Annotated in this window: 18 protein-coding genes; 11 read left to right on the top strand and 7 right to left on the bottom strand. The window is 69.1% G+C overall.

Annotation, left to right across the window (positions count from 1 at the left end; genetic code table 11):
* Positions 1 to 271: 271 nt before the first annotated feature.
* Together FE633_RS28805 and FE633_RS28810 are read left to right on the top strand one after the other, a co-directional pair.
* The gene (locus FE633_RS28805) at positions 272 to 1,798 is read left to right on the top strand and encodes an FAD-dependent monooxygenase (protein ID WP_138048100.1); all 1,527 of its coding nucleotides are present in this window, start codon (positions 272 to 274) and stop codon (positions 1,796 to 1,798) included.
* 92 nt (positions 1,799 to 1,890) lie between these two features.
* Positions 1,891 to 2,685, top strand: a complete 795-nt coding sequence (locus FE633_RS28810) for a nucleotidyltransferase domain-containing protein (protein WP_138048101.1) — start codon at positions 1,891 to 1,893, stop codon at positions 2,683 to 2,685.
* A 112-nt stretch (positions 2,686 to 2,797) separates the two neighbouring features.
* Here the strand turns inward: FE633_RS28810 and FE633_RS28815 are convergent, their stop codons facing one another.
* From FE633_RS28815 to FE633_RS28830, 4 genes are all read right to left on the bottom strand, one after another.
* Positions 2,798 to 4,489 (bottom strand): glycoside hydrolase family 13 protein, encoded by a 1,692-nt coding sequence (locus FE633_RS28815; protein ID WP_138048102.1) that lies wholly within the window; start codon positions 4,487 to 4,489, stop codon positions 2,798 to 2,800.
* A 55-nt stretch (positions 4,490 to 4,544) separates the two neighbouring features.
* Positions 4,545 to 5,456 (bottom strand): sugar ABC transporter permease, encoded by a 912-nt coding sequence (locus FE633_RS28820; RefSeq protein WP_138048103.1) that lies wholly within the window; start codon positions 5,454 to 5,456, stop codon positions 4,545 to 4,547.
* 13 nt (positions 5,457 to 5,469) lie between these two features.
* Complete coding sequence (locus FE633_RS28825; RefSeq protein WP_138048104.1) at positions 5,470 to 6,474, bottom strand: carbohydrate ABC transporter permease; 1,005 nt, start codon at positions 6,472 to 6,474, stop codon at positions 5,470 to 5,472.
* A 163-nt stretch (positions 6,475 to 6,637) separates the two neighbouring features.
* On the bottom strand, positions 6,638 to 7,912 hold the full coding sequence (locus FE633_RS28830) for an extracellular solute-binding protein (protein WP_138048105.1): 1,275 nt from the start codon (positions 7,910 to 7,912) through the stop codon (positions 6,638 to 6,640).
* Positions 7,913 to 8,390: 478 nt separating this feature from the next.
* On the opposite strand from FE633_RS28830, the gene FE633_RS28835 reads away from it, so the two are divergent.
* Both FE633_RS28835 and FE633_RS28840 read left to right on the top strand, forming a co-directional pair.
* Positions 8,391 to 9,425 carry a LacI family DNA-binding transcriptional regulator gene (locus FE633_RS28835; protein WP_281291278.1) on the top strand — a complete coding sequence of 345 codons (1,035 nt, stop codon included), beginning with the start codon at positions 8,391 to 8,393 and terminating at the stop codon, positions 9,423 to 9,425.
* Positions 9,426 to 9,523: 98 nt separating this feature from the next.
* Positions 9,524 to 10,378 carry a phosphatase PAP2 family protein gene (locus tag FE633_RS28840; RefSeq protein WP_138048106.1) on the top strand — a complete coding sequence of 285 codons (855 nt, stop codon included), beginning with the start codon at positions 9,524 to 9,526 and terminating at the stop codon, positions 10,376 to 10,378.
* A gap of 165 nt (positions 10,379 to 10,543) precedes the next feature.
* Here the strand turns inward: FE633_RS28840 and FE633_RS28845 are convergent, their stop codons facing one another.
* The gene (locus FE633_RS28845; RefSeq protein ID WP_138048107.1) at positions 10,544 to 13,543 is read right to left on the bottom strand and encodes a bifunctional [glutamine synthetase] adenylyltransferase/[glutamine synthetase]-adenylyl-L-tyrosine phosphorylase; all 3,000 of its coding nucleotides are present in this window, start codon (positions 13,541 to 13,543) and stop codon (positions 10,544 to 10,546) included.
* A 180-nt stretch (positions 13,544 to 13,723) separates the two neighbouring features.
* On the opposite strand from FE633_RS28845, the gene FE633_RS28850 reads away from it, so the two are divergent.
* The 3 genes from FE633_RS28850 to FE633_RS28860 all read left to right on the top strand — a co-directional run bounded on the left by FE633_RS28850 (position 13,724) and on the right by FE633_RS28860 (position 15,353).
* Positions 13,724 to 14,227, top strand: coding sequence for a pyridoxamine 5'-phosphate oxidase family protein (locus tag FE633_RS28850; RefSeq protein ID WP_138048108.1), 504 nt, complete (start codon positions 13,724 to 13,726; stop codon positions 14,225 to 14,227).
* A gap of 30 nt (positions 14,228 to 14,257) precedes the next feature.
* The gene (locus FE633_RS28855) at positions 14,258 to 14,701 is read left to right on the top strand and encodes a VOC family protein (protein WP_138048109.1); all 444 of its coding nucleotides are present in this window, start codon (positions 14,258 to 14,260) and stop codon (positions 14,699 to 14,701) included.
* Positions 14,702 to 14,885: 184 nt separating this feature from the next.
* Positions 14,886 to 15,353, top strand: coding sequence for a hypothetical protein (locus tag FE633_RS28860; RefSeq protein ID WP_138048110.1), 468 nt, complete (start codon positions 14,886 to 14,888; stop codon positions 15,351 to 15,353).
* Positions 15,354 to 15,691: 338 nt separating this feature from the next.
* On the opposite strand, the gene FE633_RS28870 is transcribed toward FE633_RS28860, so the two are convergent.
* A complete protein-coding gene (locus FE633_RS28870; RefSeq protein WP_138048111.1) occupies positions 15,692 to 15,919 on the bottom strand; it encodes a hypothetical protein in 228 nt (75 codons plus the stop codon).
* A gap of 334 nt (positions 15,920 to 16,253) precedes the next feature.
* A complete protein-coding gene (locus FE633_RS28875) occupies positions 16,254 to 17,615 on the bottom strand; it encodes a glutamine synthetase family protein (RefSeq protein WP_119100500.1) in 1,362 nt (453 codons plus the stop codon).
* Positions 17,616 to 17,995: 380 nt separating this feature from the next.
* On the opposite strand from FE633_RS28875, the gene FE633_RS28880 reads away from it, so the two are divergent.
* From FE633_RS28880 to FE633_RS28895, 4 genes are all read left to right on the top strand, one after another.
* On the top strand, positions 17,996 to 18,661 hold the full coding sequence (locus FE633_RS28880) for a thioredoxin-like domain-containing protein (RefSeq protein ID WP_138048112.1): 666 nt from the start codon (positions 17,996 to 17,998) through the stop codon (positions 18,659 to 18,661).
* 7 nt (positions 18,662 to 18,668) lie between these two features.
* Entirely contained in the window at positions 18,669 to 19,301 is a 633-nt protein-coding gene (locus FE633_RS28885; protein ID WP_138048113.1) for a DUF305 domain-containing protein, read from the top strand.
* Between the two features lie 243 nt (positions 19,302 to 19,544).
* Positions 19,545 to 21,482, top strand: coding sequence for a S53 family peptidase (locus tag FE633_RS28890; protein WP_138048114.1), 1,938 nt, complete (start codon positions 19,545 to 19,547; stop codon positions 21,480 to 21,482).
* Positions 21,483 to 21,624: 142 nt separating this feature from the next.
* The gene (locus FE633_RS28895) at positions 21,625 to 23,379 is read left to right on the top strand and encodes an NAD+ synthase (RefSeq protein ID WP_138048115.1); all 1,755 of its coding nucleotides are present in this window, start codon (positions 21,625 to 21,627) and stop codon (positions 23,377 to 23,379) included.
* Positions 23,380 to 23,478: the final 99 nt, after the last annotated feature.

A 23,478-nucleotide genomic window follows, 5' to 3' on the forward strand; every position in this document is an offset into this window, starting at 1 on the left:
TCTTATCGCGGCGACTTAGTGTGTCCGCTGTTAGATACAGTCGCGTATCTACCAGCGCATCCGATGTCCTCATCCCCGGCTCGATCGAAGTGCCCGCGCACCGCCGTCGCGGTGCCGGTGGGCGGACCCCGATCGTCGGCCTGCTGCGCAGCCGCGCCCGTCGAGTTGCTTCCACTGCTGCGCGAAGCGTTCCGCCGGCTGGGTGCGCCGGCTTGAAGACGTCACCCGACCTGCACGTGAATACCGAAGAGCCGCACAGGAGTAGTCCGTGATGTTCGATGTCGTCATCGTCGGCGGTGGACCCGCCGGCCTCTTTCTCGCCTGCGAGCTCCGTCTCGCGGGGGTCCAGACCCTCGTGCTGGAACGACGGGCGGAACCGGACCCGGCAGACAAGGCGCACGGCCTCGCCGGGCAGGTCGTGCGGCTGCTGGACAACCGCGGCCTCTTAGAACGCTGCGGGGGCACAGGAGCACCGGAGCCTGCGCCTGGGTTCTTCTACGCCGGGATGCCGCTCCCGCTGCACGTGCTCGGCAAGGCGAACCCGATGTATCTCCTGCCGGTCAACCAGCGCGATCTCGAACGTGTGCTCATCGAGCGAGCGGCCGAACTCGGCGCGGATGTCCGACGAGGTTGGGACGTGCTCTCCTTCAGCCAGACCGATGAGCAAGTCGGCGTCGTCGCACGCGGTTCGGACGGAACCGAGACGACATTCACCGCCCGATACCTCGTCGGCTGCGACGGAGGCAACAGCCTGATCCGCAGGCAGTCAGGAATCGGCTTCCCCGGCACCACCGACGACGTCGTCGACCGGTCGGCCCTGATCGGGCCGAGCGACCACTTCCGTTTCGTGCCGGGGGGACGTGTCGTGATCGATGGCCTCGGCGAGATCCCGGCGATGTTCCACCGCACCGAGAAGGGCGTTTTCAACCTCCTCCCGCACAACCCGCAGCGGCCGCTCGTCAACACAGCCGAATGGGAAGAGCACCCGGCGGGCAATTTCCCGGGGCCGGGCGCGCCGATGACGCTGACCGAGATGGAGGACAGCATCGAACGGGTCATCGGAGTGCGCCTGCCCCTGACTCCCCCGCCCGAGGGCGCGCCCACACTGCTCCGCCGCCTGTGCCAACGGAACTCCCGACAAGCTGACCGCTACCGCGACGGTCGGGTCTTCATCGCCGGCGACGCCGCACACGTTAGCCACGGGCCTACCCTGAACGCGGCGCTGCAAGACGCGGCCAACCTGGCCTGGAAACTCGCCGCAGCAGTGCGGGGTTGGGCTTCAGAAGGCCTCCTCGACAGCTACGAGACCGAGCGCCACGCGGCCGGCGAGCGCGTGCTCATGCAGACCCGAGCCGCGTCCGCTCTGTTGGCGCCCGGAGCCGATGTCACCGCCCTGCGCCGGCTCTTCGCGGAACTCCTGGACCGCACCGAGAACGTGCACATGGTCGCCGCCACGATGGCGGGTGCCGACGTCCGCTACGACATGGGCGAGGACCACCCCGCCGCGCCCACCGGCTGGTTTGTTCCACCCCTTGACCTGACCACCGACGACGGACAGACACGGCGCCTTGCTGAGCTCCTGCGCGACGCCCGCCCCCTGCTTGTTGACTTCACCGGCGGGAGCGACCTGGCCGCCACCGCGAAGCCCTGGAATGACCGAGTGCGCCGCGTAACCGCAACCGCCGACGAGGCCCCAGCACCCGCACTGCTCATCCGGCCCGACGGCTACGTCGCCTGGGCAGGTGCGGACCCTGAAAGCCTGAAGGCAGCCCTCACCCGCTGGTTCAGCCCGGGCTGAGGCCCCCCATGTCCCGGCCCACAAGCCAGCCGGCCCATCCGGCCGCACGGCATGGTACGTTCGAAAACTTTGCTCGTGCCGGAAGGAGTTCCATGGACGTCCCCTCTCTGCACAGCCGGTTCCTCGGCGACGCGCTTCCTCGGATTCAGCAAGATGCGAGAGTGGCCGGTGTTGCCGTCGCGGGGTCGATCGCGAGAGGACACCCCGACGTCTACTCCGATGTCGATCTCATCGTGGTCATCGACGACGAGGCGTTCGACTCGGTCATGGAGGAGCGCCTCGCGCTGATCGGCTCGTGGGCCGCCCTTGTTGCGGGGTTCACCGGAGAGCACGTCGGCGAACCCCGCCTGATCATCACGCTCGTCGGGCCGCCCCTCCTGCATGTCGACTTCAAGTTCGTGCGGGCCTCCGAGTTCGCCGAACGTGTCGAGGACCCGGAGATCCTGTGGGATCGGGACGGCGGCCTGGCAGACTCCCTCGCCAAGCACCCGCCGACAGCCCCGTCGCTCGAACTCCAGTGGATCGAGGACCGGTTCTGGATCTGGGTGCACTACGGTGCGACGAAACTCGGGCGCGGTGAGCTGTTCGAGGTCATCAGCGTCCTCAACTATCTGCGCGAGGCCGTCCTGGGTCCCCTGGCCGCTCGACGGGTGGGTGCTTCACCCCGCGGCGTCCGCCACCTCGAATCCATCGCACCCGATGAGGCGCGCGACCTTCAGGCAACCGTCTGCGGTTACGACCGGCACGACGCAGGTCAGGCTCTCCTCGCCGGCGTCGAGCTCTACCGGCAGTGGCTCGACAGCACCGAAGCGGCGATCGAACGCCGACGCCACGCCGAAGAGCTCGCCGTGCAGTATCTCCACGACGTCATCGATCACGCGGGCTGACCGAGCCGCCCGGCCGCGCGCACTGTCTGGTGGGCGGTGCGCGCGGCCGTCTCACCGAGGAGGGCACCCGCACGGTGCCGTCGACGCCCCGGCAGGTCAGCGAACGAAGCCGTCAGGCCGTCGTCCACCACACCGTCGTGTCCGCCGGCAGCTTCGCCTCGTCGTCGGCGACGGTCACCTCGCCGCTGGCGACGAGGACTCGGCCGTACGCCGGGGTGCGGACCGCCTCGCCGGTGGTGTTCGCGACGCACACGAACTCGCCTCGGCGGAAGGCGAGGACGCCCTCGGACGCCTTCAGCCACTCGATCGCGTCACCGGCCCCGAGGTCGGCCTGCTCGCGGCGTACGGCGAGCGCGGTGCGGTAGAGCTCCAGGGTGGAGTCCGGCTCACCGGTCTGTGCCTCGACGCTCAGCTCGCCCCAGCCGTCCGGCTGCGGCAGCCAGGAGCCACCGGACCCGAAGCCGTACGACGACCCTTCGCGCGTCCACGGGATCGGCACCCGGCAGCCGTCACGGAAGCCGTCCTGCCCTGCGCCCCGGAAGTACGCCGGGTCCTGGCGCACCTCGTCCGGCAGGTCCACCACGTCGGGCAGGCCCAGTTCCTCGCCCTGGTAGATGTACGCCGAGCCGGGCAGGGCGAGCATGAGCAGCGTGGCCGCGCGTGCCCGGCGCAGGCCCAGGTCGCGGTCGCCGGCCGAGCGGATCTGCGTGCCGAGGCCGGCCTCGTTGGCGAAGCGCGTGGCGTGGCGGGTGACGTCGTGGTTGGACAGCACCCAGGTGGAGGGGGCGCCGACCGGGCGCATCGCGTCCAGGGTGCGGTCGATGACCGAGCGGAGCTCGTGAGCGTCCCAGTGGGTGCTCAGGTACTGGAAGTTGAAGGCCTGGTGCAGTTCGTCGGGACGCACGTAGTTGGCGGTGCGCTCGATGGTGGGGGTCCACGCCTCGGCGACGAAAACGCGCCCACCCGAGTACTCGTCCAGAACGAGCCGCCACTGGCGGTAGATCTCGTGCACGCCCTCCTGGTCGAAGAACGGCATGACTTCATTGCCCAGCAGTTTCACCTGCTCGTGCGTGCCCAGGTCCGGCAGTCCCTCGGCCTTCACCAGGCCGTGCGCGACGTCGATACGGAACCCGTCGACGCCCATGTCGAGCCAGAACCGCAGGATCGAGCGGAACTCGTCGCCGACGGCCGGGTGCTCCCAGTTGAAGTCGGGCTGCTCGGGGGCGAAGAGGTGCATGTACCACTCGCCGGGGGTGCCGTCCGGCTCGGTGACACGCGTCCAGGCGGGCCCGCCGAAGATGGACTCCCAGTCGTTCGGGGGCAGTTCACCGTCGGCGCCCTTGCCGGGGCGGAAGTGGTAGCGGTCCCGCAGCGGAGAGCCCGGGCCCTCGGCGATCGCCCGCTTGAACCACTCGTGCTGGTCCGAGGAATGGTTGGGCACCAGGTCGACGATGATCCTCAGGCCCAGCTCGTGGGCGTCGCGGATCAGGGCGTCGGCGTCGAGCAGGGAACCGAACATCGGGTCGACTGCCCGGTAGTCCGCCACGTCGTAGCCGGCGTCGGCCTGCGGCGAGGCGTAGAAGGGGCTGAGCCACACGGCGTCGACGCCGAGGTCGCGCAGGTGGGGCAGGCGGGACCGTACGCCCTCCAGGTCGCCCATGCCGTCGCCGTTGCCGTCGGCGAAGCTGCGCGGGTAGACCTGGTAGATCACCGCGTCCCGCCACCAGTCGCGGTGTCTGGCGACGGTGGCGAGGGCTGACGTCGAAGCGGGGGCCGGGGCCGGGTCGGTGGAGTGCTGGCTCATGGTGTCCTTGGTGCGTAACGGAGTTTCGGTCACAAGTGTGTAGATACGGGGGGCGTCAGCCCTTCGTGCCGCCCGCGGTGAGGCCGGTCACCAGGTTCTTCTGGACAAGGTAGAAGAACGCGGAGACGGGGACGGCGATCAACACCGCGGTGGCGGCCATGAGGTTGCGCTGCGCGTCGTGCTCGCTGATGAAGCTCTGCAGGCCGACGGCGAAGGTGTACTTCGTGTCGTCCAGCATGAACTGGGAGGCGAAGGCGACCTCACCGAAAGCAGTGATGAAGTTGTAGAAGGCGGCAACCGCCAGACCCGGCTTGGCGAGTGGCAGGATCAGCCGCGCGAACGTGCCGAACGGGGTCAGTCCGTCGACGCGTCCCGCCTCGTCGATCTCGAAGGGGATCGTGTCGAAGTATCCCTTGAGCAGCCAGGCGCTGTAGGGCACGGCGGTCGAGCAGTAGACGAGGATCAGGCCAAAGTAGCTGTCGATGAGCTGGAGCTCCGACATGATCTCGTACATCGGGACGATGAGTACGGCGGTCGGGAACATCTGGGTGACCAGGAGCACCCACATGAACTTCTTGTAGCCGGGGAAGCGCATCCGGGAGACGGCGTAGCCGGTGGTGGCGGCGATCAGTACGCCGATCGCCGTGGTGCCGAGCGAGACGATGAGCGTGCTCATCAGCCAGTCGAAGAACTTCGTCTCCCGCAGCACGAAGACGTAGTTGTCGAACGTCATCCTGCCGAAGATGCGTCCGGGGTGCAGGTAGTCGTCCTTGTCCGGGCCGAGCGACAGGAAGACCAGCCAGGCGACCGGGAAGAGCGCGATCAGGCTCGCCACGATCAGGATGCCGTGCGAGGTGAACGAGGCGGCGAGGCCGCGCTCGCCGCGCCGCCGCGCCCTGCGAGGCGGCGCGGCCGCGGGCGTCTGGTCCGTCACCGCGGTGGAGGTGTCGAGGGTCGTGGTGCTCATGGGAACTCCTGCCTCAGATCGCGAGCTGCTGCTCATTGCGGGCCAGCCAGCGGCGGTAGACGGAGGTGAAGACGATCAGGAGGGACAGCAGCAGGACGCCGTACGCGGCGGACTGGGCGTAGTCGCGCGGCTGCTGGCCGAAGCCCAGGTAGTAGGCCCAGGTGACGAGGATCTGCGCGTCGGGTGCGGTGTCACCGAAGAGCAGGAAGATGATGGCGAACTGGTTGAACGTCCAGATGACACCGAGCAGGACGACGGTGGAGGCGACCGGCCTGAGGCCCGGCAGGGTCACATGCCGGAAGCGCTGCCAGGCGCTCGCCCCGTCCATCTCGGCGGCCTCGTACAGCGCGGAGTCGATGGACTGCAGACCGCCGAGCAGCGAGAGCATCATGAACGGCACACCGCACCAGGTGTTGACCATGATCGCGGCCGTGCGCTGCCAGAAGGGGTCCTCCAGCCACAGCGGCGCCGGCACGTGCAGTGCTTCGAGCCCGGAGTTGATGATGCCGCCGTCGGCGAGCATGAAGCGCCAGCCGAAGACCGTGACGAAGGTGGGCACGGCCCACGGCAGGACCAGGATGAGCCGGTACAGGGTGCGGCCGCGCAGCTTCTGGTTGAGCAGCAGCGCGAGGCCGAGCCCGATGGCGTAGTGCAGTGCGACACAGACTGCCGTCCAGACGATCGTCCAGATGAAGTGCGACCAGAAGCGGTCGTAGGCGGTCGGGCCCCACAGGATGTCGGCGTAGTTGTCCAGGCCGATGAACTTGTAGGTGGCGTCGATGTGGTTGACGCCGATCCGGCGGGCCGAGTTCAGGCTGTTGGCGTCGGTGAGCGTCAGGTAGAAGCCCCGCACCAGCGGGTACACGACCAGGACACCGAGCACGACGACGACCGGCGCGATCATCGCGTACGCGTACCAGTGCTTGTCGTACGCGTGCTTCAGGCGCTGCAACGGACCGGGGCGCGGCTCGCGGCCACCGCGACGCTTGCCGGTCGCTCGGTCGATGGCGACTGTCATGGTTCGACACCTTCGGGAAGATCAGCAGATCAGGGGTCCGGCCGGGAAGCCGGGGATACGACCGGGAGGCCGGGATACGACCGGGAGGCCGGGGCAGGGCACGCGGGCCGGTGGCCGCCGGGTCCCTCCCCCGAGATCAGGGGGACCCGACGGCCACTCGGGGTCACTTGCCGAAGTCCGGGACCAGCTTGGCGATCGCGGTCTCGGCGTTGCTCAGGCCCTTGTCCAGCGGCTCATTGCCGCCGGCGACCTTGTTGAGCTCGGTGTCGAGCGGACCCCACAGCGAGCTGTACTCGGGCAGCGCGGGCCGCGGCTGTGCGGAGGAGAGCACCTTCTGGTAGCCGGCGATGCCCGGATCGGCCTTGACCTCGGCGGTGTAGGCGTCGTCGCGGGTCGGCAGCGTGGAGTTCTTGAGGGCGATCGTCTCCTGCGACTTCGCCGAGGTCATGAACTTCAGGAACTTCAGCGACGCGTCCTGGTGGGCCTTGTCGGAGCCGGCGTACACGGAGAGGTTGTGGCCGCCCGTCGGCGCGCCCGCCTTGCCGGTGGAGCCGGCCGGGACGGTGGCGATGCCGAGGTTGCCCTTGTCCTTGAAGGCCGAGCCCTTGTAGAAGTTCGTGATCTCCCAGGGGCCCTGGACGATCGAGGCGACCTTGCCGCTGACGAAGGCCTCCTGGATGTGGGCGTACGCGTCGGCGGTGGTGTCGGCCTTGTGCAGGCCCTTGCCGTCGAAGAGGCTCTCCCAGGTCTCGTACCCCTTCACGGCGGCGGGGGACCTGACGGTGATCTTCTTGGCGTCGGCGTCGACCGTGTCCGCGCCCTCTCCGTAGAGGAACGACTGCGCGTAGTACGCCTGGGTCGAGCCCCAGTAGCCGTCGACGCCGGCCTTCTGCTTGATCTTCGCGGCGGCGGACTTCAGGTCGTCCCAGGTGGCGGGCGCCTCGTCGATGCCCGCCTTCTTGAAGATCGCCTTGTTGTAGACCAGCGCGAGGGTGTCGGTGACCAGCGGCACACCGTACGTCTTGCCGTCGTACTTGGCCTGCTCGATCAGGCTGGGCTGGAACTTGCCCTGGTCCGCGAGGGCCTCGGTGCCGTCCAGCGGCAGGAAGAAGCTCTTCTTCGCGAACGCGGGCGTCCAGCCGACCTCGGAGCGCAGGATGTCCGGGGCGCCCTTGGAGCCGGCGGCGGTGTCGAACTTGTTCTGCGCCTGGTCGAAGGGCACGTTGACGTACTTGACCTTGATGCCGGGGTTGGCCTTTTCGAAGTCCTTGGCCAGGGCCCGGTACGTCGGCGCCTCATTGGTGGCGTTGGAGGTGTCCCACCAGGTGATCGTGAGAGGGCCGTCCGACTGGTCGCTGCCGCTGTCGTCCCCGCCGCACGCCGTCGCCGTGAGGGCGAGGGACGCCATCAGCGCGGTGGCCGCTATGCCACGCCGCATGAGTTCTCCTTGAGGGTGAAAGCCCGTGTGCTTGAGGTGGCGGCCCCGTCCGCCGCCTGCCGACCGCGCCGTTGCCGCCGCCGGGCGACGTGAACGTAACAGCGCTGCAAGCGTTGCGAAAGTCCTTGCAGCAAAAAAGTGCAAGAACGCCGGACAGTTACCCACCCGTGACTTGCCCCGGGCTGCCGCTGCCCGCGGCTTACGGCCGATCAACAGGGCAATGACCCCTTCTGCAAGGCCCTGCAAGCTCTTGCCATAACCGCTCCACTACAGGGATCATCGCCTCGTCAGCCCCTTGCGGGAACGATCCCTTCCCGTGGCGCACGCGGCAGACGAGACGGACGCGGCGCACGCGGCGGACGCCGACAGAACACGAGGGAGCTCGATGACGCAGCAGCCCGGAGCGGGCCGTACAACTGCCCGCGCACGGCGTTCGGTTAGTGGGCAAGCCGAGACCCGGCCGGTACAGTCCACCCCTGTGACCACACGGCTTGCCGACATCGCAGCCCAGGCAGGGGTGAGCGAAGCGACCGTCAGCCGCGTCCTGAACGGGAAGCCGGGCGTCGCCGCGACCACCCGCGAGTCCGTACTGGCCGCGCTCGACGTACTGGGCTACGAGCGGCCCGTGCGGCTGCGACAGCGCAGCGCGGGCCTGGTGGGACTGATCACCCCGGAGCTGGAGAACCCGATCTTCCCGGCCCTGGCCCAGGTCATCGGACAGGCACTGACCCGGCAGGGCTACACCCCGGTCCTCGCGACCCAGACTCCGGGCGGCTCCACCGAGGACGAGCTGACGGAGATGCTCGTCGACCGGGGCGTCGCCGGAATCATCTTCGTCTCGGGCCTGCACGCCGACACCTCCGCGGACATGCAGCGCTACGAGCGGCTGCGCGGCCAGGGCGTCCCGTACGTTCTGGTCGACGGCTTCTCGCCGAAGGTCCAGGCCCCCTTCATCTCACCCGACGACCGCGCGGCCATGACCCTCGCCGTCACGCACCTCGTCTCGCTCGGCCACACCCGGATCGGACTCGCCCTGGGCCCGAAGCGGTTCGTGCCGGTACAGCGGAAGATCGAGGGGTTCGTGCGCGCGATGCAGGACCAGTTGGACCTGCGTACGGATGACGTCGAGCAGCGCCTCGTACAGCATTCGCTCTACACACTGGAGGGCGGTCAGGCCGCTGCCACCGCCCTGATCGATCGCGACTGCACGGCCGTCGTGTGCGCGAGCGACATGATGGCGCTCGGCGCGATACGCGCGGCGCGGCAGCGTGGCCTGGAGGTGCCGCGGGACGTTTCGGTGGTCGGTTTCGACGACTCCCCGCTCATCGCCTTCACGGACCCGCCGCTCACGACGATCCGCAAGCCGGTGCCCGCCATGGGCCAGGCGGCGGTGCGGACGCTGCTGGAGGAGATCGGCGGAACTCCGGCTCCGCACAGCGAGTTCGTGTTCATGCCGGAGCTGGTGGTGCGCGGTTCGACGGCTTCGGCCCCTAAGGACCGTAATCGTCCGTAGGGCGGAGGCCACGGCCTCCTTCAGGTGTAGAACGTGCGTCCAGGAACCGACCGAGGGATGATCGGTGGTGGACGGATTGTCTGGCAGACTCTGACCCTATGGGTGAGACGACCGCGACGCCTCTCGAAGGCCGTCAGCAGGCCGCTCCATCGCCCGTCGCGTCCGTCTCGGACGAGGTCGACGAGCGCGTGGAGCAGGGATTCCTGCGCCGGTTGCGTACGCCGCGTCGTCCCCGGCTCTGGTTCGAGATCCTGCTGGTCGCGGTCAGTTACTGGACGTACTCGCTCGTCCGCAACGCGGTTCCGGAGCAGAAGGCTCAGGCGCTGCGCAACGCCGACTGGATCTGGAAGGTCGAGCACAGCGTCGGACTCGCCGTCGAGGAATCCGTCAACCACGCCGTGAACTCGGTGACGTGGCTGATCGTCGGCATGAACTACTACTACGCGACCCTGCACTTCATCATCACGCTGGGTGTTCTGGTGTGGCTCTTCCGTAGCCACCCCGGCCGTTACGCGGCGACGCGCATGGTGCTGTTCGCGACCACCGGCGTGGCCCTCGTCGGTTACTACCTGTATCCGCTCGCCCCGCCGCGGCTGATGAACGGCGGCGACTTCATCGACACGGTCGTGGTCCACCAGACGTGGGGCTCCATGGCCTCCGGTGACCTGAAGAACATGTCGAACCAGTACGCCGCGATGCCGTCCATGCACATCGGCTGGTCCGTCTGGTGCGGCCTGACGATCTTCGCTCTCGCGTCGGTGCCCTGGGTCCGTGTCCTCGGCCTGCTGTATCCCGCGGCGACCCTGGTGGTCATCGTCGCCACCGCCAACCACTTCTGGCTGGACGCGGTGGGCGGTCTGGTGTGCCTGGCGTTCGGCTTCGCGGTGGCGTGGGTCTGGTACGGGGCACTGCCGTACGCCCTGCCGCGGCCGGTTCTGCCCGCGAGAGCCTGACGCTGCCGCTGGGCTGTGGGGGGGGGTTTTCGCCCCCGCCGCCCCTACCCGTCCCATCCTGTTCTTGGGGGCTCCGCCCCCAGACCCCCGTATCGGCCTGAACGGCCTCGTCCTCAAACGCCGGACGGGCTGATTGATGCCGGCCCGGGCTCGAAGAATCCAGCCCTACCCCCCGTAGAACAACTCGTCCACCAAACCCCGAGCCCGGCGCGTCGTGCGCCGGTACGCGTCGAGCATGTCGCCCACATGCCCCGGCCCATACCCCAGGTACCGCCCCACGGCCGCCAGCTCACGCCCGTCCGACGGGAACGTGTCGCCGGCCCGCCCCCGCACGAGCATCACCGCATTGCGCACCCGAGTCGCCAGCACCCACGCCTCGTCGAGCGTCGCGGCGTCCTCACCGGAGACCAGCCCGGCGGCACACGCGGCGGCCAGAGCCTCGCGCGTGCGCGTCGTGCGCAGCCCCGGCTCCGCCCAGCCATGCCGAAGCTGCAGCAGTTGCACCGTCCACTCCACGTCGGACAGCCCGCCACGCCCCAGCTTGGTGTGCAGTGTCGGGTCCGTCGCACGCGGCAACCGCTCCGCCTCCATCCGCGCCTTGAGCCGCCGGATCTCCCGTACGGCGTCGTCACCGAGCCCCTCGGCGGGATACCGCAACGGGTCGATCAGCTCGATGAACCGCCGCCCCAGGTCCTCGTCTCCCGCGACGGGCTCCGCCCGCAGCAAGGCGTGCGACTCCCAGACCAGCGACCACCGCCGGTAATACGCCCCGTACGAGTTCAGCGTCCGCACCAGCGGCCCGGACTTCCCCTCGGGCCGCAGATCGGCGTCGATCAGCAGCGGCGGGTCTGAGCTGGGGATCTGCAGCAGCCGCCGCATCTCCGCGACCACGGTGTTGGCGGCTCGGGCGGCCTCCTGATCGTCGACGCCCTCACGGGGTTCGTGCACGAACAGCACGTCCGCGTCCGAGCCGTAACCCAGCTCGTGTCCGCCGAAGCGCCCCATCCCGATGACCGCGAAACGGGTCGGCAGCATGTCGCCCCATCCGTCGCGGACCACGGCCCGCAACGTCCCGGCGATGGTCGCGGCCGTCAGGTCCGAGACCGCCCCGCCGACCATATCGACCAGCGCTCCCTGGTCGGCCGTGGCGGGCGACTCCTCCGTGCCGTAGGAGCCGACGATGTCGGCGGCGGCCGTGCGGAACAGCTCGCGCCGTCGTACGCCGCGCGCGGCGGTGACCGCGGCCTCGCCTCCGTCGGCTCGCCCCACCGCGGCGAGGATCTCCTGTTCCAGGTGCGCGCGGTCGCGGGGTTCGAGTCCGCCGCCGTCACCGTCGCCGAGCAGCGCCACCGCCTCCGGGGCCCGCATCAGCAGGTCGGGCGCGAGACGCCCGGCGGACAGCACACGGGCCAGGTTCTCGGCGGCGGCGCCCTCGTCCCTCAGCAGCCGCAGGTACCAAGGGGTCCTGCCCAGCGCGTCCGACACCTTGCGGAAGTTGAGCAAGCCGGCATCCGGGTCGGCGGAGTCCGCGAACCAGCCCAACAGCACCGGCAGCAGTGTCCGCTGAATCGCGGCCTTGCGCGTGACCCCGGAGGCGAGCGCCTCCAGGTGGCGCAGCGCGGCCGCCGGATCCGCGTAGCCGAGCGCGACGAGCCGCTCCCGGGCCGCGTCCGCGCTCAACCGGGCCTCGCCGGGGGCGAGTTGGGCGACGGCGTCGAGCAGCGGCCGGTAGAAGAGCTTCTCGTGCAGCCGCCGTACGACGGACGAGTGCCGTCGCCACTCACGGTTCAGCTCGGTGACCGGGTCGGTGCGCAGGCCCAGCGAGCGGCCGATGCGCCGCAGGTCGGCGTCGTCCTCGGGCACGAGGTGGGTGCGCCGCAGTCGGTAGAGCTGAATGCGGTGCTCCATGGAGCGCAGGAACCGGTACGCGTCGTCCAGCTGCGCGGCGTCGACGCGTCCCACGTAGCCACCCGCGGCCAGCGCCTTCAGGGCGTCCAGCGTGGTGGGGCTGCGCAGCGAGGTGTCGGCCCGCCCGTGCACCAGCTGCAGCAGCTGCACGGCGAACTCGACGTCCCGCAGTCCGCCGGGCCCGAGCTTCAGCTGGCGCTCGATCTCGGCGGCGGGGATGTTCTCGACGACGCGCCGCCGCATCTTCTGCACGTCGGGGACGAAGTTCTCGCGCTCGGCGGCCTGCCAGACGAGAGGGGCGAGCGAGTCGACGTACTCCTCGCCGAGCTCGATGTCGCCGGCGACCGGCCGCGCCTTGAGGAGGGCCTGGAACTCCCAGGTCTTGGCCCAGCGCTGGTAGTAGGCGACATGGCTGGACAGCGTCCGTACGAGCGGACCGTTCCGGCCCTCGGGCCGCAGGTTGGCGTCGACCGGCCAGATCGAGCCCTCGACGGTGGTCTCGGAGCAGATCCGCATCAGATGGGAGGCGAGCTGGGTCGCCGCCCGCAGGGCCTTCTGCTCGTCGGCCCCGTCGGAGGGCTCCGCGACGAAGATGACGTCTACGTCGGAGACGTAGTTCAGCTCGTGACCTCCGCACTTGCCCATCGCGATGACCGCGAGCCGGCACAGGGCGGCGTCCTCGGGGGCCGCGGCCCGTGCGATGGCGAGTGCGGCGCGCAGCGTGGCGGTCGCCAGGTCCGCGAGTTCGGCGGCGGTCTCGGCGAGGTCGGTGGTCCCGCACACGTCACGGGCGGCGATGGACAGCAGACAGCGCCGGTAGGCGACCCGCAACGACACCGGGTCGGAGGCCTCGGCGAGTCCGCGCTCGAACTCCGCCGTTCCCGGGTGCAGGTCCTGCGGCTCGTACATGACGAGTGCCTGCCAGTCGAGCGGATGCCGCACGAGATGGTCGGCGAGCGCGGCGGAGGCCCCGAGCACCCCGAGCAGCCGGTCGCGCAGCGGCTTGGCCGCGATCAGCGTGTCCAGCAGCTCGCGCCGCCCGGCGTGGTCCGTCTGCGCCTCGACGAGCCGTACGAGCCCGAGCAGCGCCAGATCCGGATCGGCGGTCGCCCCGAGCGCGTCGAGCAGCACCGGGTCGGTCCTCACCGGCGCGAGCTGCCCGCTCTGCAGGAGCCGCTCGGCGGCCGACGGATCGATGAAACCGTGCCGCAGCAGCCGTGTGAAGGTACTGCTCCTGCGCCCCGGCGCCGCCGTCATCCTCGGCCTCCTGTCGGACTGTCGAACTGTCGGATCAAGGTCGTTCGGCCTTGAGCCTAACCGGAGTGCCTGCGGGAAGCGCCAGAGCGGCCGCGTCCGACTGGCCGCGATGAGTTCCGGCGGGTCGCGGAGTCTGTTCAGGTGGGGAGCAGAAACGGAGAAACCGGGAACAGGAACGGTATGGACCCACAGGCTGAACTCGATCCCCGCTACAGCAGCGAAGGCGCCGCCGCACCTGGCTGGCCGGATGTCCAGGCGCTGCTCTCCGAAGCCGAGCTCTTCTGGATCTCGACGGTACGCCCCGACGGACGGCCGCATGTCACCCCGCTGCCCGCCGTGTGGGCCGACGACGCGCTGCACTTCTGCACGGGGCCCGAGGAGCGCAAGGCGCGGAATCTGGAGCGGAACGCGAACGTCGTGCTGACCACCGGCACCAACATCTGGGACAAGGGCTACGACCTGGTGGTGGAGGGTGAGGCGGTCCGGGTGAGTGACGACGACAGGCTGCGCGCTCTCGCCGACGCGTGGGAGCGCAAGTACGGCAGCTTCTGGCACTTCGAGGTGCGTGACGGCTGCTTCCACCACGGCCCGGGAAATGCTCTTGTCTTCGAGGTGGCGCCCCGGACGGTTTTCGGCTTCGGTAAGGGGGAGCCGTTCAGCCAGACGCGCTGGAGGTTCGGCTGACCCCCGTGGGGACGACCTGGAGGACCAGTGATGGAGTACACGCTCGAAGTGATCCCGCTGCCTGTCAGTGACATCGACCGGGCCCGGGACTTCTACCGGGACAAGGTCGGCTTCCATGTCGACATCGACCAGGAGGTCATGCCGGGCATGCGCATCGTCCAGCTGACTCCCCCCGGCTCCGGCTGCTCGATCGCCCTGGGCGACACCATCTGGGAGACGATGGACGGGCCGACGCCGGCGCCCGGCTCGTACCAGGGCCTCCAGCTGTGCGTCACCGACATCAAGGCGGCCCACAGCGAACTGGTCGATCGCGGCCTCCAGGTCTCCGAGCCGGTGCAGTACGCGGCCGACGACGGCGCCACGTTCATGTACTTCAAGGACCCGGACGGCAACGGCTGGGCCATCCAGGAATACCGCCAGCGCGCCACCAAGCCGCTGAACGAACTCCTGACCGAGCTGAAGCAGCGGGGGTAGTCCGCGCGGTCTTCAATGCCCCAGGCCGGCAGCGCAGGTCTCGCGATCATCGATCAGGCTCTTTTCAATTTCTGAGCAGTAAAGGACCGATGAGGCACATGGGATCAAAAAACGCCCATTGAAGCCTGTCTTCCGGGCTCCCCCATGCAGGATGCTGGGCACTCGACATCCCACGGGGGGAAATATGAACGATCAACTGGCAATGGTGGCATGGTGTGACCCGGATGGGCGCCGCTTCCGGTTGTCCTGGTCCGGAATAACCGTCGGCGCCCTCATCGTGACCAGGCAGCGGCTCACCTATGTGATGGGAGCGGAAGAGGTATTCACTCTGCCGCTCCCTGGCGCGAACCTGGACTGGCGCAAGTCAACCCGAATGTTCGCCTCGCGATTCGACATCCATCTGCCCGACGGAAAATTCCGCTTCTATCTCAGCCCGCCGGGGAATGATGCCCCGCGTCCCGATCCGGTAGTTCTCCAGACGATCTCCGACGCTCTGGAAGAGCGGAGCGGGATCGCACTGGCCCACGGTCCATCCGGGATGGTCAGCGACAACTTGGTCACCAATGTGCTGGATCTCAGGGACGCACTCGCTCAACTACGCGCCGGAAACCGCAATGAGGAGATACTGCGGGCATTCATCAGCGAGTGCTGACGGCCGGACGAGAATCTGGTTCAGCCGAAGCGCAGGTCCCGGATGGCTCGACCCGGATCACCGCCTCCTGCCCGCCCCACGCGCCGCATACCGGCACACGAGGAGAACCGCGACCGAAAGCGCGAAGCGGTCCGGCGGTGTCCGACTGCTCCCTGCAGTGCCGAACGTACACTTCAACGCCCTCACGTATCCCGGGGGCCGCCACTGAGCCGGCGAAGCGCGGCGGCACGGATACCAAAATGGGGAGTGACGCCGCTGTGCGGGTAACCCCGCGCACGGGCGAACTCCCCAGTGTGCGTGTCAGCCTATGGTCCCAGGCTGTTCTGGGCCGATCTCTGTCAGTTGTGCCCCGGCGGGAGCTTGCCCTGCGGGTTCACGCTCTCGTCGTCCAGCCCATTGCCGGTGCACGTGGGTTGCTGACCACCGGGCTGCTGGCCGCCGCCGTTGGTGCACTGCGGGGTGATCTTGGCGTCGGCGACACCTGCGCTGCCGATGCCCAAGGCGAACGCCGCGGCAACCGCGGCAACCGCGGCCCCGACCCGCTTCCTCGTGAGTGAGTTCGTCATATCCGCCAAGCCTCCAGACCTTCTCGGCTGTGCGGCAGAGCGTTCCGGACTGCCGTGTGTTCTCAACTCACGCTTCTCGCCTGGATCGCACATGTCAACAAAACCAGGGCAATTGGCAATAAAATCCGCATATCACTCGCCACATGCCTTGCGCGGCGCACAACGTCAGCCGCAGTGACCTGCATTGATGCGAGGCAGGATGTGCAGGCACGCGGATCTCAGATCATGACCCCGTGTCTCAGCATGCAGACGGCCCGGTCCGGCGGCTCACTGCCGCCGGACCGGGCCGTCGCGGGAACCCGGGAACCCGCTGCCCTGCCGCTCAGAGCACCGGTCAGAGCACCGGCAGGTTCTTCCGCAGCTCGAAGGCCGTGACCTCGGAGCGGTACTCCTCCCACTCCTGGCGCTTGTTGCGGAGGAAGAAGTCGAAGACGTGCTCGCCCAGGGTCTCGGCGACCAGGTCACTGCGCTCCATCAGGGTGAGGCTCTCGCCGAGGTTCTGCGGGAGGGGCTCGATGCCCATCGCGCGGCGCTCGGAGTCCGAGAGGGCCCAGACGTCGTCCTCGGCGCCCGGCGGGAGCTCGTAGCCCTCCTCGATGCCCTTGAGGCCGGCGGCCAGGAGGACCGCGTACGCCAGGTACGGGTTGGCTCCCGAGTCGAGCGAACGGATCTCCACCCGGGCCGAGCCCGTCTTGCCCGGCTTGTACATCGGGACGCGGACGAGGGCCGAGCGGTTGTTGTGGCCCCAGCAGATGTACGAGGGGGCCTCGCCGCCGGCGCCGGCCGTGCGCTCGGAGCCGCCCCAGATGCGCTTGTAGGAGTTGACCCACTGGTTGGTGACGGCCGAGATCTCGGCGGCGTGCTTGAGCAGGCCGGCGATGAAGGAGCGGCCGACCTTGGAGAGCTGGTACTCCGAGCCGGACTCGTAGAACGCGTTGCGGTCGCCCTCGAAGAGAGACAGATGCGTGTGCATACCGCTGCCCGGGTGCTCCGAGAACGGCTTCGGCATGAAGGTCGCCTGGACGCCCTGCTCCAGCGCCACCTGCTTCATGACCAGGCGGAACGTCATGATGTTGTCCGCCGTGGACAGCGCGTCCGCGTAGCGCAGGTCGATCTCCTGCTGGCCGGGCGCGCCCTCGTGGTGCGAGAACTCGACCGAGATGCCCATCGACTCCAGCATGGTGATCGCCTGGCGGCGGAAGTCCATGCCGACGTTCTGCGGGGTGTGGTCGAAGTAGCCGGAGTTGTCGGCCGGGGTCGGGCGGGTGCCGTCGACCGGCTTGTTCTTCAGGAGGAAGAACTCGATCTCCGGGTGGGTGTAGAAGGTGAAGCCCAGGTCGGAGGTCTTGGCGAGGGCACGCTTCAGTACGTAGCGCGGGTCCGCGAAGGACGGCGAGCCGTCCGGCATGAGGATGTCGCAGAACATGCGCGCCGTACCGGGGGCCTCCGCGCGCCACGGCAGGACCTGGAAGGTCGACGGGTCGGGCTTGGCGATCATGTCGGACTCGTACACCCGGGCGAAGCCCTCGATCGCGGAGCCGTCGAAGCCGATGCCCTCGTCGAAGGCCTGCTCCAGCTCGGCCGGGGCCACGGCCACGGACTTCAGGAAGCCCAGCACGTCCGTGAACCACAGCCGTACGAAACGGATGTCGCGCTCCTCCAGGGTCCGGAGCACAAACTCCTGCTGCTTGTCCATCTTCCGCTTCCACCCATCCTTGCTGGTCAGACCACTGCTCCCGCGCCACGGGAGGCGGTCGGGCACGTGAGCATCCCACCACAACACCATTTCGTACGCGTTGCGGACCTTGATCGGCGGGCCGACCTCGGTCTGAACGCCTCCCATACGTCAGGTGTACATACGGCAGGTGTACTGCTCTGCTGCCCATACTGCCTGCTCACCCGTGTCCCTGTAATGCCCGGCCCGCACACTTTCTCCCGGGCGCGCCTCCTCCGCGGCGGGACTGGCCCTGGACGGGAAATGTGCGGCTGAGGACAGGGGACCTATATACCCCGTCCCCGTCCCCACTACGATCAACTGACCCGACCGTCCCCCTCCACCCCCATAAGGACTCACCCATGGGTTCGAAGAACACCGGCTCCGCTTCGCGCAAGGCGCGCATAGAGGAGATGCGCCGCGCCGAGAAGTCCCGCGAGCGCCGCAACCGGATCCTCACGATCACCGCGAGCGTGGTGATCGTCGGCGGTCTCGTCGCCGGCGGCGCCGTCCTCATCCGCTCGCAGTCCGACGACAGCGACTCGGCGAGCAGCGACTCGAAGAGCAGCTCGGGGAAGTTCGTCGCGGGCAAGGACGGCGTGAAGACCTGGAGCACGAAGCTGACCCAGAAGCACGTCAACGGCGATGTGAAGTACCCGATGAACCCTCCGGTCGGCGGTGATCACAACCAGGTGTGGATGAACTGCAACGGCGACGTCTACACCAAGGCGATCAAGAACGTGAACGCCGTGCACTCCCTCGAGCACGGTGCGGTCTGGGTGACGTACAACAGCAAGGCGTCGGACGCCGACGTGAAGGCGCTCGCGGCGAAGGTCAAGAAGACCCCGTACTCGCTGATGAGCCCGGTCGAGGACCAGAAGGACCCGATCATGCTCTCGGCGTGGGGCAAGCAGCGTACGGTGACGAGCGCGAGCGACCCGAACGTCGACAAGTTCTTCTCGGAGTTCGTGCAGGGCAAGCAGACCCCGGAACCGGGCGCCGCCTGCACCAACGGCCTGTCGCAGTGAGGAAGCCTTGAGGAAGACGAAACACGTCGGCTGGATCGCCGGGGCGGCCACGGCCGTGCTCGTGGCGGCCGGCGGGATCACGTACGCGGTCGCCGACGGCGACGACTCCGGTATGAAGCCCCCGTCGGCGGAGTCCGCCGACGCGGGCTTCGCGCGCGACATGGCGGTGCACCACCAGCAGGCCGTCGAGATGTCGTACATCGTGCGCGACCGCACCAAGAACGAGGACGTACGCCGCCTCGCGTACGACATCGCGCAGACGCAGGCCAACCAGCGCGGCATGATGATCGGCTGGCTGGACCTGTGGGGGCTGCCGAAGGTGTCGGCGGACCCGCCCATGACCTGGATGGACATGGGCGGCATGGCGTCCGGCGAGGACGGCGCGCTGATGCCGGGGATGGCGACCGACGCCGAAATGAAGTCGCTGAACAAGGCGAGCGGCAAGGACGCCGAGATCCTCTATCTCCAGCTGATGTACTCCCACCACATGGGCGGCGTGCACATGGCCGAGGGCTGTGTGAAGAAGTGCGAGGTCGGGGTGGAGCGTCGGCTCGCGCGGGGCATGGTCGAGGCCCAGGAGTCGGAGATGCAGCTGATGACCGACCTGCTCAAGGAGCGCGGGGCGAAGCCGCCGAGCTGAGCGGTCCGAGCGGCCGGCCCATCACCACCGGCCCATCACGGCCCGTCGATCACCGCCCGTCCGTCACGGCCGGTCAATCACGCCAAATCCCCTGCGGTTACGGTCTCTTGGGCCCCCGATACGTTTGCTTGGGGGGTTCTTGGCCCACCCCATGCCTTGCCATTCCCCTGGCATGAACGGTTCATCGCGAGAGTGGCCACCGTCGAGTGATCACTCGCGACGAACCGCATCGCAGGGGGTTCCATGAGATCGAAACGCGCCACCGTGCGCGCCGGTGTGAGCATGGCAGCGACACTGCCTCTGCTCGCCGGTGCACTGGCGCTCGGCATACCCACGGCCCACGCGGACGACCCGGACGGCCGCGCCACCCTCAAGGGCACCAAGCCCCTGTGGGCCACCGCCCAGGCGGACAAGGGAGCCACGGCCGACGGCTCCCAGGTCTCCGCCCGGGTCTATCTCGCTGGCCGGGACGCGGCGGGCCTGGCCGCGTACGCCAAGGCCGTGTCCGACCCGGAGTCGGCCTCGTACGGGAAGTACCTGAGCGCCGGGCAGGCGCAGGCGCGCTTCGGCGCGACCAAGACCCAAGTGGCCGCGGTGACCGCCTGGTTGAAGTCGGCCGGGCTGAAGGTCACCGGCACCACCCGGCACTACGTCTCGGTGACCGGTGACGTGGCCGCCGCCGAGAAGGCGTTCGGCACCCAGCTGCACAACTACGCCAAGGGCTCGAAGACATACCGGGCGCCCACATCGGCGGCCTCGGCCCCGGCGGAACTGAACGGCGCCGTCCTCACCGTCACCGGCCTGGACAACGCCCCGCACAAGGCGAGCCACAGGGACCAACTGCCGCCGCCGGACGCGGTGTTCCGCAACTCCGGGCCGTTCTCCTCGTACTACGGCTCGAACACCGCGAGCAGCCTCCCGGACGCGTACGGCACGAAGATCCCGTACGCCGTCGAGGGCTACACGGGCAAGCAGCTGCGGGCCGCGTACGGCGCGGGCACCCGCACGGGCCGGGGGGTACGGGTCGCCATCACCGACGCGTACGCCTCGCCGACCATCGCCTACGACGCGGCCACCTACGCGAAGAAGCACGGCGACGCGGCCTACCGCAACGGCCAACTGCGTCAGGTGCTGCCCGGCAAGTACACGAAGACCAAGGAGTGCGGGGCGGCCGGCTGGTACGGCGAGGAGACCCTCGACGTCGAGGCCGTGCACGCGGTCGCGCCCGCCGCGGACATCACGTACGTGGGCGCCTCCTCCTGCTACGACGACGATCTGCTGGACTCGCTCGGCAAGATCGTCGACGGGCATCTCGCCGATATCGTCTCCAACTCGTGGGGCGACATCGAGGCCAACCAGACACCGGACCTCGCGGCGGCCTACGACCAGGTCTTCCAGCTGGGCGCGGTCGAGGGCATCGGCTTCTACTTCTCCTCCGGCGACAACGGCGACGAGGTCGCCACCACCGGCACGAAGCAGGTCGACACCCCAGCCAACTCGGCGTGGGTGACAGCCGTGGGCGGCACCTCACTGGCGGTGGGCAAGGACGACACGTATCTGTGGGAGACCGGCTGGGGCACCGAGAAGGCCACGCTGTCGGCCGACGGCAAGAGCTGGACGGACTTCCCCGGCGCGTTCACCTCGGGCGCGGGCGGCGGCACCAGCAAGACCGTGTCGCAGCCCTTCTACCAGAAGGGTGTCGTGCCGGACGGGCTCGCCAAGGCGGGCGGTGCCACGCCGATGCGGACCGTGCCGGACATCGCGGCGATCGCCGACCCCAACACCGGTTTCAAGGTCGGCCAGACGCAGACCTTCCCGGACGGGTCGCAGCAGTACAGCGAGTACCGCATCGGCGGCACCTCGCTGGCCGCGCCGGTGATCGCGGGCGTCCAGGCGCTGGCCCAGGAGGCACGCGGCGGCAAGCCGATCGGCTTCGCCAACCCGGCGATCTACGGGAAGTACGGCTCGAGGGTGTACCACGATGTGACGGACAACCCCACGGGGTCCGGGCTCGCCGTGGCACGCGTCGACTTCGTGAACAGCTTCGACGCGTCCGAGGGGCTGACCACCTCGGTCCGCAGCCTCGGCAAGGACAGCTCGCTGAAGGCCGTACGCGGCTACGACGACGTCACCGGGGTGGGCACGCCCGCCTCCGGCTACGTGCAGTCGTACCGCCGCTGATCCCGGCGCTGAAACGCTGCGGCTGCTCCCCGCGCCCCGCGCCCGTCCCTCGTCGAGGGGCGGGCGCGGGGCGCAGGCGTGGGGCGCGGGCGTGGGGCTCGCCACACCCCATCGCGTCGCTCTGACGATTACACTGGGGTCCGTGCCTCAACTACGCCTCGCCCTGAATCAGATCGACTCGACGGTCGGCGATCTCGCCGGGAACGCCGAGGCGATCCTCCGTTGGACCCGGCACTCGGCCGAGCAGGGAGCGCATCTGGTGGCGTTCCCGGAGATGGTGCTGACCGGGTATCCCGTCGAGGACCTGGCCCTGCGGTCGTCCTTCGTCGAGGCTTCCCGCGCGGCCCTGAAGGACCTGGCCGTGCGGCTCGCCGACGAGGGGTTCGGGGAGCTGCCGGTGGTCGTCGGCTACCTCGACCGGTCGGAGACGGCCCAGCCGAAGTACGGGCAGCCGGCCGGAGCACCGCGGAACGCCGCCGCCGTGCTGCACGGCGGCGAGGTGGTGCTCCGCTTCGCCAAGCATCACCTGCCGAACTACGGCGTCTTCGACGAGTTCCGCTACTTCGTGCCCGGCGACACCCTGCCGGTCGTGCGGGTGCACGGCATCGATGTGGCCCTCGCGATCTGCGAGGACCTCTGGCAGGACGGCGGCCGGGTGCCGGCGACACGAACGGCCGGGGCGGGGCTGCTGCTCTCCATCAACGCCTCCCCGTACGAGCGCGACAAGGACGACACCCGCCTGGAGCTCGTGCGCAAGCGGGCGCAGGAGGCCGGCTGCACCACCGCGTATCTCGCCATGATCGGCGGACAGGACGAGCTCGTCTTCGACGGTGACTCGATCGTCGTCGACCGGGACGGCGAAGTCGTCGCACGAGCCCCGCAGTTCGCGGAGGGGTGTGTCGTCCTCGACCTCGATCTGCCCGCCGCTGCCGCCGAGGCACCCTCAGGCGTCGTGGACGACGGGCTGCGGATCGAGCACCTCGTCCTCTCCGGGGAGCCGCTGCCCGCGTACGAGCCGGAGCTGTCCGGAGGGTACGCGGAGCGGCTCGACGACGACGAGGAGGTGTACTCGGCGCTCGTGGTGGGGCTGCGGGCGTATGTGGCGAAGAACGGTTTCCGCTCCGTGCTGGTCGGGCTCTCGGGCGGCATCGACTCCGCGCTCGTCGCCGCCATCGCGTGCGACGCGCTCGGCGCGCAGAACGTGTACGGGGTCTCGATGCCCTCCAAGTACTCCTCGGACCATTCCAAGGACGACGCGGCCGAGTTGGCGCGGCGTACCGGGCTCAACCTCCGGACCGTGGCGATCGAGCCGATGTTCGACGCGTACATGGCCTCGCTCGGGCTGTCGGGACTCGCCGAGGAGAACCTCCAGTCGCGGCTGCGCGGCACGATGCTGATGGCGATCTCCAACCAGGAGGGCCACATCGTGCTGGCGCCGGGCAACAAGTCCGAGCTGGCGGTGGGGTATTCGACGCTCTACGGCGACTCGGTGGGCGCGTACGGGCCCATCAAGGACGTGTACAAGTCGTCGGTCTTCCGGCTGGCCGAGTGGCGGAACCGGGCGGCGGCCGAGCGGGGGCAGACCCCGCCGATCCCGGAGAACTCCATCACCAAGCCGCCGAGCGCCGAGCTGCGCCCGGACCAGGTCGACACCGACTCGCTGCCGGACTATCCCGTCCTGGACGCGATCCTGGAGCTGTACGTCGACCGTGACGCGGGCGCCGACGCGATCGTCGCCGCCGGATTCGACCACGAGCTGGTCACCAAGACGCTGCGCATGGTCGACGCGGCGGAGTACAAGCGGCGCCAGTACCCGCCGGGCACGAAGATCTCGGCCAAGGGCTTCGGCAAGGACCGCCGGCTGCCGATCACGAACCGCTGGCGCGAGAACGTCTGAGGTCCGTACGGGTCAGGTCGGCAGAGGTCGGTACGGCGAAGGGGGGCGCCCGGTGCACACCGGGCGCCCCCCTTCGCCGTATTCAAGCGGGACCGTGGT

The sequence above is a fragment of the Streptomyces montanus genome (assembly GCF_005786655.1).
Classification (GTDB): Bacteria; Actinomycetota; Actinomycetes; order Streptomycetales; family Streptomycetaceae; genus Streptomyces; species Streptomyces sporangiiformans.

Coding starts and splice junctions, on each gene's coding strand:
- FE633_RS28805 (WP_138048100.1), top strand. CDS start 272: ATGTTCGATGTCGTCATCGTCGGCGGTGGACCCGCCGGCCTCTTTCTC.
- FE633_RS28810 (WP_138048101.1), top strand. CDS start 1,891: ATGGACGTCCCCTCTCTGCACAGCCGGTTCCTCGGCGACGCGCTTCCT.
- FE633_RS28815 (WP_138048102.1), bottom strand. CDS start 4,489: ATGAGCCAGCACTCCACCGACCCGGCCCCGGCCCCCGCTTCGACGTCA.
- FE633_RS28820 (WP_138048103.1), bottom strand. CDS start 5,456: ATGAGCACCACGACCCTCGACACCTCCACCGCGGTGACGGACCAGACG.
- FE633_RS28825 (WP_138048104.1), bottom strand. CDS start 6,474: ATGACAGTCGCCATCGACCGAGCGACCGGCAAGCGTCGCGGTGGCCGC.
- FE633_RS28830 (WP_138048105.1), bottom strand. CDS start 7,912: ATGCGGCGTGGCATAGCGGCCACCGCGCTGATGGCGTCCCTCGCCCTC.
- FE633_RS28840 (WP_138048106.1), top strand. CDS start 9,524: ATGGGTGAGACGACCGCGACGCCTCTCGAAGGCCGTCAGCAGGCCGCT.
- FE633_RS28845 (WP_138048107.1), bottom strand. CDS start 13,543: ATGACGGCGGCGCCGGGGCGCAGGAGCAGTACCTTCACACGGCTGCTG.
- FE633_RS28850 (WP_138048108.1), top strand. CDS start 13,724: ATGGACCCACAGGCTGAACTCGATCCCCGCTACAGCAGCGAAGGCGCC.
- FE633_RS28855 (WP_138048109.1), top strand. CDS start 14,258: ATGGAGTACACGCTCGAAGTGATCCCGCTGCCTGTCAGTGACATCGAC.
- FE633_RS28860 (WP_138048110.1), top strand. CDS start 14,886: ATGAACGATCAACTGGCAATGGTGGCATGGTGTGACCCGGATGGGCGC.
- FE633_RS28870 (WP_138048111.1), bottom strand. CDS start 15,919: ATGACGAACTCACTCACGAGGAAGCGGGTCGGGGCCGCGGTTGCCGCG.
- FE633_RS28875 (WP_119100500.1), bottom strand. CDS start 17,615: ATGGACAAGCAGCAGGAGTTTGTGCTCCGGACCCTGGAGGAGCGCGAC.
- FE633_RS28880 (WP_138048112.1), top strand. CDS start 17,996: ATGGGTTCGAAGAACACCGGCTCCGCTTCGCGCAAGGCGCGCATAGAG.
- FE633_RS28890 (WP_138048114.1), top strand. CDS start 19,545: ATGAGATCGAAACGCGCCACCGTGCGCGCCGGTGTGAGCATGGCAGCG.